The organism is Fodinibius salsisoli (assembly GCF_026229185.1).
Classification (GTDB): domain Bacteria; phylum Bacteroidota; class Rhodothermia; order Balneolales; family Balneolaceae; genus Fodinibius; species Fodinibius salsisoli.
Genome location: NZ_JAGGJA010000003.1, coordinates 67,315 through 80,405, shown reverse-complemented (window position 1 = coordinate 80,405; position 13,091 = coordinate 67,315). Strand labels below are relative to the sequence as shown.

The following is a 13,091-nucleotide window of genomic DNA, read 5'->3' as shown; positions in this document are numbered from 1 at the left end:
TCAGATTGGTTAAGTAATTTAAAACTGTTAAACTCTTGGGGAAGGTTAATGAATTTACTGCTATGAGCCAATCTCTCGATGTAACGTTTAAAGCGTTAGGACATCCCAAACGACTTGCGATTCTCAAGCGGCTAATTCGCCGCGTTCATACGTGCTGTACGGTAAATGCGGAGGAAGAATGCTGCCTGGAAGAGCCGACCTGTGATTTTGGCGAACTAAAAGAAGATCTCGGTATCTCCAAATCCTCACTCTCTCTTCATCTAAAAGAACTGCGACATGCCGGATTGGTAGAAAAGATTAAAACCGGACGGAAAGTTGCGCTGCAGGTGAACCCGGATCGTTTGGAAGAGCTCAAAGATTTTTTTGAGATTTCTATTGACCGGCAGACCCGGCAGTGGATGGTCGATAACGTAGGTTAAACCATATACGGGATGTCGGAGGCATGGGACGGATACCCATAGACCATCTTTTTCAATGCTGTTGCTCTCAGGTTCTGGTTTATGGCCATGGCAAACAGGTTGATGATTTCCTCGGATTTGCTGCCCAGCACGTGCGCCCCTAACATTTGGCCGTTTTCGTTGTTGATGATGGTTTTAAAAGCAGCGGGCGATTCATTCGTTCGCTGGTAGGAATACCATTCGTCTGTTTTCTTGAAGGTAACCTCTATGTCATATCCCTCATCCCTGGCTTGACGTTCAGTCAACCCAACCATTGCCAGGGACGGGACGGTAAAGACCACCGTGGGCTGGGCCGGATATTCTGCTTTTTTGTTATTTCCTTCCAGCAGATTGGAAGCCACAATATGAGATTCAAAACCGGCCACAGGAGTTAGGGGCAGCCCATCAGTGTCGGCGGCATCTCCGGCCGCATACACGTTGGGATTGCTGGGACTTTGCAGGTACTCGTTAACTGTGATTCCCCGCTTGCCTCGTTCCACATTTCCTTTCTCCAGATCCATATCGTCAATATCGGGTACGCGTCCCGCACCATGGATCACGAGATCCCCGGAAATGGACCGGGTCTTCCCATTTTGGGAAGCTTTAACGGTAAAATCCTGTCCATCCTTTTGTACAGATTGTACTTCGGCTCCGAGATGCGCCGAAATACCCAGTTTTTCTGTTTTTTCTAACAAAATATCCACCAAGTCGCCGTCAAAGCCCTCCAGCGGACGCTCTCCGCGATGCACAATATGGACCTTGCTTCCGGCTCGCGTTGCAATATGGGCAAATTCAAACGAGATGAACCCACCACCAACGAATACGATGGTCCCCGGAAGCTCCTCCAGCTCCAGAAACTCGGTGCTGGTCGTAAGATGTTCAAACCCGTCAATAGGCAGCGGCGCAGGTTTAGCCCCGGCAGCAATTAAAAAGTTATTGGCTTTCAGTATTTCGCCATTTACTTCGATGGTTCCTTCGTCAACAAATGATGCCCGTCCGTGGATAGGAGTAATACCAACCTTATGCATGCCCTTTTCCCGGTGTTCGGGTACCGGCTGGGTAAAAGACTCTTTGAACTGCATTAACTGCTGCCAATCTATGTGAGTATCCGTGGGGACGCCGGTACGGTTCATGCGTCGGTTCCAGTCAATTAGTTCGGCGGCCCCGACCAGCACTTTCTTGGGGTCGCAGCCGCGCAGGGCACAGGTGCCGCCAAAGGGCCGGGAGTCAATCTGTGCCACCTCCCAGCCTGCTTTAGCGCATTTTCCGGCAGCCGTCGATCCGCCTGATCCGGTTCCGATGACGATAAGATCAAATTGTTTAGCCATATCAGCAACAGGAGTTATTTTCTTGAATAGGTGGACATGGGGTATCTCCGTATGAACAGAACACACAGCAGTCACCTTTTTGAGCTTTTAAAACTTCTCCACAGGACGGACACTCCCAAAAAAACTGGCAGGAATCGGTTGGCATTTCCTCTTCCGACCGATGTCCGCACTTGGGACACGTGATCGTAGATGGTTTAGAAATTGTCGACATACCTTAATTGGTTGGTTCTACATGATTAATGACGGTAAATCCGGTTTTATTGATAGCAGCTGTAATGGCTTCCCGGGTGGTCTTGCTCTGGTCAAACTTGATGGTTGCCTTACCGGTATCATAGGACGCATCCGCTTCAAGGACGCCATGTACACCACGCGCTGCATTTTTAACAGTAGCTTCACATCCCGCGCAGGTCATCCCTTTAATATCCCAGGTGATGGTTTGCACTTGGCTTTCCTGCACGTACACGACCTGTTTCTGCTGCTTCGGGAAAAAGGCATCCGAGTAGTAAGGGAAGGACAGTAGCAGGGCGGCCAGCACGGTTACGATGCCCAGAAACCCCTTAGTATTCCAGAACGAGGGGTCTTCCTCACAGGCGCACTCCGGATCCCATTGCGGCTTGAGTTTTTGGTGCCAGGCAAAACCCAGCAGCAGCGCCGTTAGCCCCACCAGGTAGGGGCGGAAGGGCTCTATCCAGGAGAAGGTGGAAGCCACGCCACCGATACCTGCCACAAATGCAATAACCGGGGTAATACAGCACAGGGAGGCGGTAAAAGCAGCGATCATACCGGCCCCCATCCATTTGGTGTCAGCGTTGTTATGTTGCTGCTTGTTCATGCGGCCAGCACCTCCAGGAGATTGTTGTCGTTAATGTGATCAAAATTTGGTGAGAGAATCTCATTAAATAGCGGATTGAGGGAATAAAAGATCGTTTGGCCGTCCCTTTCTGTTTCCACGAGTCCTCCGTCTTTGAGTTTGCGCAGGTGTTGGGAGACAGCCGGTACACTCATATCCAGAATATCACTCAGATCGCAGGGGCAAAGCTCATCCTCCTTGCTGAGCAGGTAAAGGATGTTCAGGCGGACGTCATTGGCCGCCAGCTTCAAAATATCTACCAGTCGGTCAACAGACCCTTCTACTTCGTTCAAGGACTCAATACATCGGTTGATCTGATTGAGATCGGCAACCTCACGAATACATTCTTTTTTGCGCATATCACTTAGGTTCTTTGTTATCTAATGTGTGGGTACAACGAAAATATAATAATTATATTATTTAATTAAATGCTTAAATTTAAACGACTCTACCTCTATCCACGCCTAACGTTGGTTACCTTAATTCTTTCCCGGCTTCTGTATCGCCTTCCAGGGCACCGAGAATAGGACAGTCTCCCTTGGAACCTTCTCCAGCACAGGAATCGATCAGATCAAGGAGCGTATCCCTGATTCGTTGCAAGTCCTTAATCTTTCCTACGACATCCTGGTATTTTCTCCGGGCTTCGCTTTTTACTTCCGAGCAAGTCGTGTCCTTCCCCAAACGCAACTCCAGCAGTTCCTGGATTTCACTAAGGGTAAAACCAAGCTCCTGGGCCCGTTTGATGAACTTAATTTGATCAATATGCCGCTGGGTGAAGATTCGGTAGCCGGAACGGCGGCGGTCTGGGGCGGGGATGAGGCCCCGCTTTTCGTAGTAGCGCACGGTCTCTTTGTTAACCCGGGCCCGAGTGGCTACCTGGCCAATCTTAAACGTGACGATACCTTCATATTTTTTGTCCATATCTTCTCTCATCATACCAAAATCTGTTGGGATGAAAGAGAATTAAGCTTTTGGGTTATTAATGCTCGCTACCCACAGCTTAGTCCCGGCCCCGTCACTTGTTTCCGCTTTACCGGTGATGGTCAGAGAGCCTTTGGTATTTGAAATATCCTCAAGTTTGCGTTCATTTTCAGCTTCCAATATGAACCGTTCTCCTGCTCCTGTTTCCAAAACAAGGCTGCCTGATTCATTCTTAGTCACCGTTCCGGTTACCGTGATGTTCGCTTCCTTGGCTTTAAACCCACTTTCTTCCACGGCTTTGCGAATACGCTGGAGCGTTAGCTGATTCTCTTTGCTCAGGGTTGCCGTCAACAGCCCTTCATTAAGGCTTACGGATGCCGATTGAACACCGGCAATCTGGTTGATGCGTTTTTCCAGCCCATAAGCACAGGGGGCACAGTCCATGCCAAAGACCGTTTGGTTGACTTCCAGCAGTTGGGCCTGACCCTGCAGCGGAATCAAGAAAAGACCGATTAAAAATAATACGATGTAATTCTTCATAATAAAACCTCACGTTTTTATAGTTAAAACCAATATGACAGTACAAAGTTCAGTCGATACGATTCGGAGTCTTGCCCAGATTGAAAACTTGAATAGACCGGGAATAACATGCCTCCGGACAGTCCCCACTTCCCGTATAATCCCAATACGCTGGGACCGAGCAACGATTTTGTGCCACCTGTATTAGCCTGTTCAGCACCATTCCGTGTGCTATTTCCTACCCATTCGGTGACGCTTTCCACAAAGATGCGCCAGTCGGGCTTGGGGTAATCGTGTTGAAATAGGGGCGGCCGGTAACCAATCACGCCGGTGACATACGCAATATCGCCCAGCCGGTCGTTGTGCTGCTCGGTGTAATACTGAAAACCGCCCCCGGCCCATCCGTAGAAGGTCCGCGAAGCGTAGCCGGTTACGAGTCCGCCGTGCAGACTTGGGCCTACATGAAGACCGCCTCGCTTGTCTTCGGTTGGAACTGATCCACTCAGCAACAGGGTCGATTCAAACCGTTGTCCGACTCCCGGATAGGTTTTAAATAAGCGAAACAGCCCAGAGACCTCCAGGTCCCCGTAGCTTCCCATCATGGTTCCAAGTCGGCCCTGGGGAGGATTGGCAATTCTCTGCAGAGGGGTGGGGACCGACACGTTGAGTTGTATATCTTCGGTCAGCCCGTAATGCCAGTTCTGGCGAAGCATCCATGCCGAGTTGCCTTGACGGGTGGACATCGCCATCACATCAAAACTGAGTTCACCCTGTCCGAGGGTGGGGGTAGCCAGCGTAAATACCGGACCGTGCCCCCCTTGGGCATAGGAATTACTGACAACTACTTGTGATAGTCCGACACTAATGATAAGTAATAGTAATCTGATAGCGATCTTTGGATAACGAGTACTCATAGTGTTTGGCTGACTAAATAGATGGTTATATTCCCAGCAACCTCATAATTGGAACCAGTGCGTAAGCAAAAAAAGCTCCGGTGCTATAAATGATGACCGAAGACCAAAACATAACTTTGGTAAATCGGCCAGCCACCTCGCATCCTTTACCTCCGGTGATGCTGCAGGCCACTTTACCTTTTGGGCGGTACACCAGAATGCCACTTATAAGCAGCATAATCCCGGATCCCAGAAAAATCCATCCTTTATTCGCCGATAACGGAACCATCCACGGGAAGGTGGAAATCATGGAGGTCACGGCGGCACCTCCGGCAAAAGCAGCAACGGCCGCGGGCAGGGCACAGCATATTAATGTGCCGGTAGAGGTAAACAGGGCAAAGAAGCTCGAGGCTTTCTGCTTCCAGCTTTGATTGTTGGGTTTAGTGGTTTCTGTGGATTCCATATTGAATTACTGTTTTCTGTTCTTTCAGGTAATATAAGGCCTGTACCATACCCCAGAGTCAAGCGGTAATTTACCGGTGTCCGCCGGGCCAGACCAGTACCGGCATATTCACGACAATACCGGCTTCCTCAATGGCCAGTTTCCCATCACTTTCGGCCTGTTTTACGATAGCAACCGTTTTAAGTTCGTGCGGGTCGGCCTCCTCGTTCCACCTAACCAGATGGATCGAGCGCAGCGGGCTGTAGCCTGGATCTCCAGGTACAGAGCCAAAGATATCGGGCTGATAGCCGAACGGCCCGTGGCCCTCGATGCCGTTTTTAAAAACATAGATATCAGCCAGCAGGGAGTCAGGGATCTTTGCCAGTTTGGGCATATAGACGACCTTTGGTCCCATCATCTCGGTCAGCATATTGGCTACCGAAGAGTCGGATGCCTCTGTATGGATAAAATAGAGATCGCCCCCGTTATAGTAGCCTTTCACCAGGGGCGCCAGGCTCATATTTTGGAGGGAATCGGGTACTACGCCCATGGCCGCGGTCATATCCTGCGGCTGGCCGTCCCAGTCCTTGACAAATTCCTGCTCGCAAGCTGTAAAAGCTGACAATAAAATTATCGAAAATATTACTGAGAAAAATTTCATGCTATTGTAGTGATTTTTTCCTTTATCAAGACCTGACAGATCTTAAACGAATAATTGCTATTTTTCCGGTTTAAAACCGATTTCCACCAGCGCCTCGCGCAGGCTGGAATCATTTACGTTGCCATTGGTAAATGCAACGGTCACCTCATGCTGTTCCAAATCTGTTTGTATCTTAATATTCTCAAAACGCTGGGTGAGTGTTTTGTTAATGGTCTCCACGCAATGCTCGCAGTGCATATTGGGGACGCGGTAGGTAATCGTTTGTTGCTGCTCTTTTTGCTCTTCTCTGTATTTCGATGCTTTGGAAATCAAGCGCCCCCAGAATGAGTTAGCCAGCACCGCCGTTACGCTGGCCACCATGGCAATCATGGCCCAGACCGGATAGAGCAATCCGGTCGTAGCCAGAGGCACCCCGATGCCGTTGAAGCTGAAGGCCAGGAGCAGATTCTGTTTGGTTTTCCGGAAAGAGTTTCCCCCGATTTCAAAGGCTTCGACCAGGGCGTACAACCTTTCTCCCATCAGGATCACATCTGCTGATTCGATAGCAATGTCGGTGCCCGTGCCAATAGCCATACCTACATCGGCCTGGGTGAGCGCCGGGGCGTCGTTGATGCCGTCGCCGACCATCGCCACGCGCTTGTCCTGCTCTTGAATATCGCGGATGCGTTCGGCTTTTTGGTCGGGTTGTACTCTGGCTTCGATCTGCTCGATTCCCACCTGCTCGGCAATGGCGCGGGCGGTGCGTTCATTGTCGCCGGTGAGCAAAACAAGGTTCCTGTCCTGATCTTTCAGGCGGCCGACGGTCTCGTTGGCATCCGCTTTAAGCGTATCGGCCAGGGCAAAGAGGCCGGACAGGCGGCCACCGGTAGCCATGGCGATGACCGTGTGCCCCTGATCCTCATGATCAGAGATCCACGAGGTATCAGCTGGAATCTCCACACTCTGCTGTTCCAAATATTCCAGGCTTCCCAAAATCACGGTTTGTCCTTCAATATCGGCCCGTATTCCTTTACCGGTTGTTGAGTCAAACTCCTCGGCTTCAGGTAATGATTCACCTTCATTCTTGGCATAGTTCACTACGGCCTGGGCCAGCGGGTGTTCGGAATGCTGCTCGGCAGCTCCGGCTAGCCTGAGAAAGTCATTTTGACGGGTCTGTTCGGTAGTAAGTACGTCTACGACCTTGGGTTCCCCAATGGTAAGGGTACCCGTTTTGTCCAGCACTACCGTGTCGATGTCTTTCATGATTTGGAAGGCTTCCCCCGAGCGCATCAGGATGCCCCGGTCGGCGGCCATGCCTCCGCCGCGAATCATCGCCAGCGGCGTAGCCATGCCGAGGGCACAGGGATAGCCCAGCACAAAGACATCCAGCATGGCAAAGATGCCGCGGGGCAGGTTGGTTTGGCCAGTTATCAGCCAGAGGCCCAGCGTCCACATAAGTATGGAAACAATCGCAAAACCGACAACCCCCGGCACGTAGTACTTGAGCACGCGGTCCACCAGCTGGATGATGCCCGGTTTCATGGCGCGGGCCTCTTCAATATGACGAGCAATCTGGTTAAGAAAAGAATCATCACCCAGAGCCGTCACTTGTACCAGTAAGGTCCCGGTCTGGTTGATGGATCCGCCTACAATGGTATCGCCTCCGCCTTTTTCCATCGGAATCGATTCGCCCGTTACGATGCTTTCGTCCACCCCGGAGCGGCCTTCAAGAATCTCCCCATCGACAGGAATATTTTCGCCGGGGCGGATACGTACTTGGTCGCCGATGTCTAACTGATCGATCTCCACCTCCCGCTCATTGCCGTCTTCATCGACCCGGCGGGCCGTATCCGGCTGCAAGTCCAGCAGTTTGCGTACCGACTCCGAAGCACGGGCACGGACTTTATTGGCCGACCAACCGGACAGGATATGATAGGTAGTGATAAACACCGATACGCCGAAAAACTCGGTAGCCGGAAAGGCGGGGTTATACAGACCGGCAATGCCGCCGATCAGACCGGAAAAAGCCCCGAATTCCAACAGGTTGTGCTGGTTGAGGATCCCCCGGCGCAGCGACTGCCAGGCCTTCTTCTTAATATACCAGCCCGGACCGAACATGGTAGCCAAGGCCAAAACAAATGTTGCCCAAGGGTGCCACCAGGCCATAACCCCCGACCACATCATGATCATGATAACAAGTGCGGCCAGGGTGAGCCCGAAGGCGACAAGCAGGCGGTTCCGGTGGGTTTTCAGCTCCTGCTGTTGTTCCTGGAAGGCTTTGACCTTGTCCGGGTCGCGGATGGTGTAGCCTAAGTCAAGCAGGATCTGCTTCAGGTTCGGTTCTTTGATATCGCCCGAATCATACTCAATCAGTACTTGCTCGTGAGCCAGGCTTACATTCACTTTTTTAACACCTTCCCGCTGCCCGATGGCTTTGTCGATACTCTGGGCACAAAACGAACAAGCCATGCCGCCAATATGGAGTTGAAGTGTTTGCATAGGTTATTTTTCGGCTGTGTAATTTGCTTTCTCCAGGGCCTGTTTCATCTCATCGAAGGAAGTTTTATCTGAATCAAACTCTACCTTGGCAGATTTATCTTCAAACGTTACCTTTGCTTCTTGAACGCCATCCAATCGCTCCAAAATATTGGTAGAACGTTCAGCGCACCCTTCGCAGTGCAGGTCAGGTATGGTAAATGTCAGTTTTTCCATGATCGTATTGTTAGTTTTGAATTACATGGTTGATTTATAAAAAGATAAATTGTGCCGCTAAATAAGTCAGTGCCACCAACAGCGGCAGTTGAAGCACCGGAGTCAAGGCCACATCCCCCAGGCTTTTTGGGAAGTGAGGCACCTTTCGATTAAAATGCCACCAGCCGAGCCGCTGGGCTACGAGTTCAGTCAGGTAGGCTCCGAGGAAACTTACCAGCAAGACAAATCCATAGTGCCGTATTCCTGCCTTGCTCAGCCACAGGTAATCCGAAAGCCACCAGCCAATGAAGTAGTATAGTCCCAGGGTATACAGCAGGAGGCTAACCACTACGACAAAGATGATCAGCTGAATAGTCATGGTCCGTCTTCATCAGAATGATTGGCATCTTTACGCACCACTTTTTTCAGCTTGTAGCCTGCATTTTCTACAGCCTCTTTGAGCTTCTTATCGCTGACGGGTTTTGTGCCGGTGTGGATCAGTCGCGCGATGCCTTCCGAGGCTGAAATGGACTCAACGTCCACGCCGTCCAGCTTCTCAAGAGATTTTTTACAGTTTTGTTCGCACATGCTGCAAGCCATACCTTCAATTTCCAGCGCTAGTTGCTGCCCGGCGGCCTCCGTTTTTTCTTGTTTCGGGGTATCCTGGGCGGAAGACAATGTTGCAAGCCCCATGGCGAGGATTCCCCACGTTATAATAGATATGAATGATTTCATCATAGCTGTAACAGTTAGTTATCATTGATAACACAATTCTGTTACCTAATATAAGCCCTGTACCATGGTCCAGAGTCAAGAAAAAATCAATTATTTCTGTTTTCGTGCTACAGATGTTCTGCCTCGCTCTTTTTTATTTGGAATGATGATTATGCAGAGGATTCACTGTCAGTCCGAGTTTATTTCTTCACTGCAAAGATAGGGTTATAGTATAGTGGTTAATTTTATATAAGGGCCCCTATGTGACAAATCGGATCTTCTGGACAAGCCCCTCTCCTAAGGGAAAGAGGCCAACGGCTATTAGAATTGATGTGCTCTCCTTATCCTCGGAATAGTTGTCGATTATTTTCATACTTATGTATTATTCTATTTGGGATATAAAAATTTACTGAACCTATAAAATAGGTCCGTATTTAAGACCTATTACTCCTTTTTCGCTTAGCTTTCTTTAGTCTGTTCCTCATACTGTTTTTTAAGCGCCGCCAAAAATAATACACGTTATTGGTTACCTGTTCCTCGGTATCACAGACCTCATTAACCTGGCGGGTGAGTTCTTCTGATATTTTTTTGTACACCGGCCGGGTGTAGTGGAGTTCACTATCTCTCAAATCCTTCTGGCCCGATAGAAATTCATTAACATCTATCAACCTGGTTTTATGGCTCTCATTGACAAATTCACGCAATACAGTATTCATTTTTTTATGATGCAAAAATCTATTCTTCGGGGTGTTACCCTCAAATTCCACTTCACTGCCATTAAGAAAAATGAGATAGGTTTCTGGATGTAGCTTGCCTCTCAACCATCGTAAGTTTTCATAAAATTCATTCTCAGAAAGACATCCAAGAAAATCAAAATGTTGGGTAAAATAATTTCGAAATTCTTTGGCTTCAACCCGGTCATTATATTTAAAGCCGATATTGCCAGAAGTAATCGGTCCCTCAAAGTCACCATAGGTGACCTTAAGGTCCTTATTTTCTTTATGCACATATACCCCCTGCGTATAATCCATCAGCACGCTATAAATAACGATATCAAGGTTGCTAGAGAACATTTCGGTATCAAATACTTTTCCATCATAAAAGGGGAGCTTATCAATTAAATACGCTTTCTCTTCCCGGCTAAGGTTATCTATCGACTTCAGTATTTCTGTATGCTCATTGTGAATGATACCCCCTTGTTCCGACGGATAGTTGAATTCGGTCCTGACATCAATATTGTTATAGGTTAAATAATGAACAATCTGCTTTAAATCACATCCGCCTTTTAGTAAAATGTTGGCTTTATCTACGCCTTCATTTTGTGCTTCTTGTGGGCTGTTATTTTCCCAATGTGATTTGTTTTTGATCTCAATCCAGTCGGGAGTCTCAAACAAGGTTAACTCCTCCGACACGCTTGGCTTCACATTCACTTCGGGTTCATCCAACCACTTATAAACCGCCTGTACTACGCCCAAATTTAAAATCCGGCAGGAAAATACAAAATGTTCTAATTTATTCTTTCTGAGGGCATAAAACCCTACGATTCCATAATGCCCAAATTTATCCTCCACACGAATGCAGCCGCAGTTGTAACGACCGTCGTGAATAATCTCTTGAAGCCGGCTTTTAGTGATTCTCTTTTTGGTATAATTGAGCTGATTGGTTCGTTGTATTAATTCGTGGATTCGATCTGCATGCGGATTGCAACTCGAAATGATAGTCGCCTGTATATCACATTCTTTTAAAAAATCCAGGTTGTCCGAATACTCGCTTCTCGACTGGTGTTTGTCTTCCAGTATCTTATAATGATTTAACCTGGAATGATCAGGGTCGTCTTTCCCCTGCAACTTTGGGTGGCTGAGGATCTCGTCAATAAACGAGGGTTTTTTAATATTTAATTCCTTGTTATAAAATTTGGCTTCCTCCAGGTTCAAATGGTTATCATCAATAAAAAGTACATTTTGTGGCCTGAATTGACACAGGTTTATAATTTCCCTGATCATTTTCCCTTTGGGCTGCCAGCTGATCCGGGGAAAGATAAAATAGTTCCAGATACCCTTATTTTGTAAATATGCTTTGGTTTCATTGAAATCATTCTTTGAGCAGATGGAGTTCATGATCCCCCTGTCTGCCAAAGTCGTTATTATTTGTTTCTTTTCAGGTCTGAATGAAACGGAGTCTTCGCTTAGTACGCCCTCCCATAATGTTTCATCCAGATCCCATATTACCAGCTTTATTTTTTCCTGAATCATCATATGTATACTCTTATACCTAACTTAACTTAAACTGAAGCCCTTGTATTTTGGGAAGCTATTGTTTCCCTGCTCAAGGGAAAACTATAAATTGTTACGTACTGATAAGCCTGCTGCTCCACCTTCCAATACCTTAGCAATCACATAGTGAAGGAAACTAAAGGCCGAATGCGGGTGCATATCTTTCATCATTTATGCTTATTTGGTCCAAAGAGCATGCTGTTAACATCCTTCTTTTCCCTTCGATTCTGCTATGTAATCCAATGACCTTTGACAGCTAACTTTTCTTCAATTGTTCTATAAGCGTAGGGAGGGATGGAGATCCTGGGGCTTCCATTCTGTCCAATCGCTTTTTTAGTTTTAGCCAGTCTTCCTCGCGGTAGCTGACATCTGCTGCTGTTATAGTATCGGGTTGTAGGTTGTCGTTATGTTGTTGTCGTTGGCTTTTTTTCGCAGTCATATGTCTTGTCTGTTCATTAAATATTACCGCATCCTTACCACTCCTGTAAGCTATAAGGGCGCATAACTTGCCTGGACTCCAAGTCAATTAGATTAATTAGCCTCAATCGTAAAGGGTTTAACCACCACGTTTCCATCAAATACCACGGGCAAATCCAGCCCATTTTGCCCGTCAAACTCGTATTCCCCTTTGGTTCCGGTATCGTAATGTAGCATCGCAAATAACGTTTCACCGGTGCTAACGGATTCTCCCTCGTTCAGAGCAATAGATACGTCGCTGTTTGTGCCGGCACTAACCATTGCACTTCCAACAACCCGCCCGGGACCGTTGCCGGAACTGTTAGCTTGGTGCAGTACCAGCCAGCCATCTTCAGCGGCATTCACGTCCACTTCAAAGGCACCGTCATTGGGTTGGTCAGGAACGCTCGTCAGTTCGGGATTGGTCTGCGTAATCGTAAAGGACTTAGCAGCTATTTCGCCTTCTACGGTGAAGGGTTGGTCAGGGGTGTTTGAACCGTTAAATTCATATTCGCCCGCTACACCGGTATCCTTGTGCAGCATTGCAAAAAGCTGCTCGTCATTAGCTACACTCTCCTCAAGTTGGATTCGTACGTCGGTACTGGTTCCCGTTTCGATTTTCGTCTTTCCAATAATAGGGGGTACCATCGGTCCGGTTCCGGCGGCATTAGAGCGGTGAATAACCACCCATCCGGATTGAGTGATGGCTAGTTCAGGGATCACTACTTGATTTCCTTCGAAGGTTCCCTGCGATTCAACAGTCAATGAAGGTTGATTGCCGGCCGGGCCCGTTGCATCATCATTGCACGCTGCCAATGGCAATATAAGCATCAGTAAAAGCGATAATTTAGGAGATAAGGAAGTCATAACGATTTAATTGAGTTAGAATTCAGTTTTTGTTTATTTCATGTAAATAATGTAAAGTAC

The 13,091-nt window shown here is 48.0% G+C and carries 17 protein-coding genes; 1 reads left to right on the top strand and 16 read right to left on the bottom strand.

Annotation, left to right across the window (positions count from 1 at the left end):
• Positions 1-62: 62 nt before the first annotated feature.
• Positions 63-419 (top strand): ArsR/SmtB family transcription factor, encoded by a 357-nt coding sequence (locus J6I44_RS05280; protein WP_265764960.1) that lies wholly within the window; start codon positions 63-65, stop codon positions 417-419.
• Here the strand turns inward: J6I44_RS05280 and J6I44_RS05275 are convergent.
• The 16 genes from J6I44_RS05275 to J6I44_RS05205 all read right to left on the bottom strand — a co-directional run bounded on the left by J6I44_RS05275 (position 416) and on the right by J6I44_RS05205 (position 13,031).
• On the bottom strand, positions 416-1,765 hold the full coding sequence (locus J6I44_RS05275; protein ID WP_265764959.1) for a dihydrolipoyl dehydrogenase family protein: 1,350 nt from the start codon (positions 1,763-1,765) through the stop codon (positions 416-418). The genes J6I44_RS05280 and J6I44_RS05275 overlap by 4 nt on opposite strands.
• Before the next feature lies 1 nt (position 1,766).
• Positions 1,767-1,976: a GDCCVxC domain-containing (seleno)protein gene (locus J6I44_RS20610; RefSeq protein WP_286670475.1), complete on the bottom strand. Its 210-nt coding sequence runs from the start codon at positions 1,974-1,976 to the stop codon at positions 1,767-1,769.
• 3 nt (positions 1,977-1,979) lie between these two features.
• The gene (merTP, locus tag J6I44_RS05270; RefSeq protein ID WP_265764958.1) at positions 1,980-2,597 is read right to left on the bottom strand and encodes a mercuric transport protein MerTP; all 618 of its coding nucleotides are present in this window, start codon (positions 2,595-2,597) and stop codon (positions 1,980-1,982) included.
• The gene (locus tag J6I44_RS05265) at positions 2,594-2,974 is read right to left on the bottom strand and encodes an ArsR/SmtB family transcription factor (RefSeq protein WP_265764957.1); all 381 of its coding nucleotides are present in this window, start codon (positions 2,972-2,974) and stop codon (positions 2,594-2,596) included. The genes merTP and J6I44_RS05265 overlap by 4 nt, the downstream gene beginning before the upstream one ends.
• 115 nt (positions 2,975-3,089) lie before the next feature.
• Positions 3,090-3,551, bottom strand: a complete 462-nt coding sequence (locus J6I44_RS05260) for a MerR family transcriptional regulator (RefSeq protein ID WP_265764955.1) — start codon at positions 3,549-3,551, stop codon at positions 3,090-3,092.
• Between the two features lie 27 nt (positions 3,552-3,578).
• Entirely contained in the window at positions 3,579-4,076 is a 498-nt protein-coding gene (locus J6I44_RS05255) for a heavy-metal-associated domain-containing protein (protein ID WP_265764953.1), read from the bottom strand.
• A gap of 23 nt (positions 4,077-4,099) precedes the next feature.
• A complete protein-coding gene (locus tag J6I44_RS05250) occupies positions 4,100-4,969 on the bottom strand; it encodes a hypothetical protein (RefSeq protein WP_265764952.1) in 870 nt (289 codons plus the stop codon).
• A gap of 25 nt (positions 4,970-4,994) precedes the next feature.
• A complete protein-coding gene (locus J6I44_RS05245) occupies positions 4,995-5,411 on the bottom strand; it encodes a hypothetical protein (protein ID WP_265764950.1) in 417 nt (138 codons plus the stop codon).
• A 70-nt stretch (positions 5,412-5,481) separates the two neighbouring features.
• Positions 5,482-6,051, bottom strand: a complete 570-nt coding sequence (locus J6I44_RS05240) for a DUF7482 domain-containing protein (protein WP_265764949.1) — start codon at positions 6,049-6,051, stop codon at positions 5,482-5,484.
• Between the two features lie 57 nt (positions 6,052-6,108).
• Positions 6,109-8,529, bottom strand: a complete 2,421-nt coding sequence (locus J6I44_RS05235; protein ID WP_265764948.1) for a heavy metal translocating P-type ATPase — start codon at positions 8,527-8,529, stop codon at positions 6,109-6,111.
• 3 nt (positions 8,530-8,532) lie between these two features.
• Positions 8,533-8,742 carry a heavy-metal-associated domain-containing protein gene (locus J6I44_RS05230; RefSeq protein WP_265764947.1) on the bottom strand — a complete coding sequence of 70 codons (210 nt, stop codon included), beginning with the start codon at positions 8,740-8,742 and terminating at the stop codon, positions 8,533-8,535.
• A gap of 34 nt (positions 8,743-8,776) precedes the next feature.
• Positions 8,777-9,100 (bottom strand): hypothetical protein, encoded by a 324-nt coding sequence (locus tag J6I44_RS05225; RefSeq protein WP_265764946.1) that lies wholly within the window; start codon positions 9,098-9,100, stop codon positions 8,777-8,779.
• Positions 9,097-9,459: a heavy-metal-associated domain-containing protein gene (locus J6I44_RS05220; RefSeq protein WP_265764945.1), complete on the bottom strand. Its 363-nt coding sequence runs from the start codon at positions 9,457-9,459 to the stop codon at positions 9,097-9,099. Before J6I44_RS05220 ends, J6I44_RS05225 begins: the two co-directional genes overlap by 4 nt.
• Before the next feature lie 410 nt (positions 9,460-9,869).
• Positions 9,870-11,690 (bottom strand): HAD-IIIC family phosphatase, encoded by a 1,821-nt coding sequence (locus J6I44_RS05215; protein WP_265764944.1) that lies wholly within the window; start codon positions 11,688-11,690, stop codon positions 9,870-9,872.
• Positions 11,691-11,964: 274 nt separating this feature from the next.
• Positions 11,965-12,147 carry a hypothetical protein gene (locus tag J6I44_RS05210; RefSeq protein WP_265764943.1) on the bottom strand — a complete coding sequence of 61 codons (183 nt, stop codon included), beginning with the start codon at positions 12,145-12,147 and terminating at the stop codon, positions 11,965-11,967.
• Positions 12,148-12,239: 92 nt separating this feature from the next.
• Positions 12,240-13,031: a DUF7282 domain-containing protein gene (locus tag J6I44_RS05205; RefSeq protein WP_265764942.1), complete on the bottom strand. Its 792-nt coding sequence runs from the start codon at positions 13,029-13,031 to the stop codon at positions 12,240-12,242.
• Between the last annotated feature and the right edge of the window lie 60 nt (positions 13,032-13,091).

Bases quoted from the DNA above. Each gene is read 5' to 3' on its own strand.
- J6I44_RS05225 (WP_265764946.1), bottom strand. From the start codon at position 9,100: ATGACTATTCAGCTGATCATCTTTGTCGTAGTGGTTAGCCTCCTGCTG.
- J6I44_RS05245 (WP_265764950.1), bottom strand. From the start codon at position 5,411: ATGGAATCCACAGAAACCACTAAACCCAACAATCAAAGCTGGAAGCAG.
- J6I44_RS05230 (WP_265764947.1), bottom strand. From the start codon at position 8,742: ATGGAAAAACTGACATTTACCATACCTGACCTGCACTGCGAAGGGTGC.
- J6I44_RS05235 (WP_265764948.1), bottom strand. From the start codon at position 8,529: ATGCAAACACTTCAACTCCATATTGGCGGCATGGCTTGTTCGTTTTGT.
- J6I44_RS05265 (WP_265764957.1), bottom strand. From the start codon at position 2,974: ATGCGCAAAAAAGAATGTATTCGTGAGGTTGCCGATCTCAATCAGATC.
- J6I44_RS20610 (WP_286670475.1), bottom strand. From the start codon at position 1,976: ATGTCGACAATTTCTAAACCATCTACGATCACGTGTCCCAAGTGCGGA.
- J6I44_RS05260 (WP_265764955.1), bottom strand. From the start codon at position 3,551: ATGATGAGAGAAGATATGGACAAAAAATATGAAGGTATCGTCACGTTT.
- J6I44_RS05240 (WP_265764949.1), bottom strand. From the start codon at position 6,051: ATGAAATTTTTCTCAGTAATATTTTCGATAATTTTATTGTCAGCTTTT.
- J6I44_RS05220 (WP_265764945.1), bottom strand. From the start codon at position 9,459: ATGATGAAATCATTCATATCTATTATAACGTGGGGAATCCTCGCCATG.
- J6I44_RS05275 (WP_265764959.1), bottom strand. From the start codon at position 1,765: ATGGCTAAACAATTTGATCTTATCGTCATCGGAACCGGATCAGGCGGA.
- J6I44_RS05210 (WP_265764943.1), bottom strand. From the start codon at position 12,147: ATGACTGCGAAAAAAAGCCAACGACAACAACATAACGACAACCTACAA.
- J6I44_RS05255 (WP_265764953.1), bottom strand. From the start codon at position 4,076: ATGAAGAATTACATCGTATTATTTTTAATCGGTCTTTTCTTGATTCCG.
- J6I44_RS05280 (WP_265764960.1), top strand. From the start codon at position 63: ATGAGCCAATCTCTCGATGTAACGTTTAAAGCGTTAGGACATCCCAAA.
- J6I44_RS05250 (WP_265764952.1), bottom strand. From the start codon at position 4,969: ATGAGTACTCGTTATCCAAAGATCGCTATCAGATTACTATTACTTATC.
- J6I44_RS05205 (WP_265764942.1), bottom strand. From the start codon at position 13,031: ATGACTTCCTTATCTCCTAAATTATCGCTTTTACTGATGCTTATATTG.
- merTP (WP_265764958.1), bottom strand. From the start codon at position 2,597: ATGAACAAGCAGCAACATAACAACGCTGACACCAAATGGATGGGGGCC.
- J6I44_RS05215 (WP_265764944.1), bottom strand. From the start codon at position 11,690: ATGATGATTCAGGAAAAAATAAAGCTGGTAATATGGGATCTGGATGAA.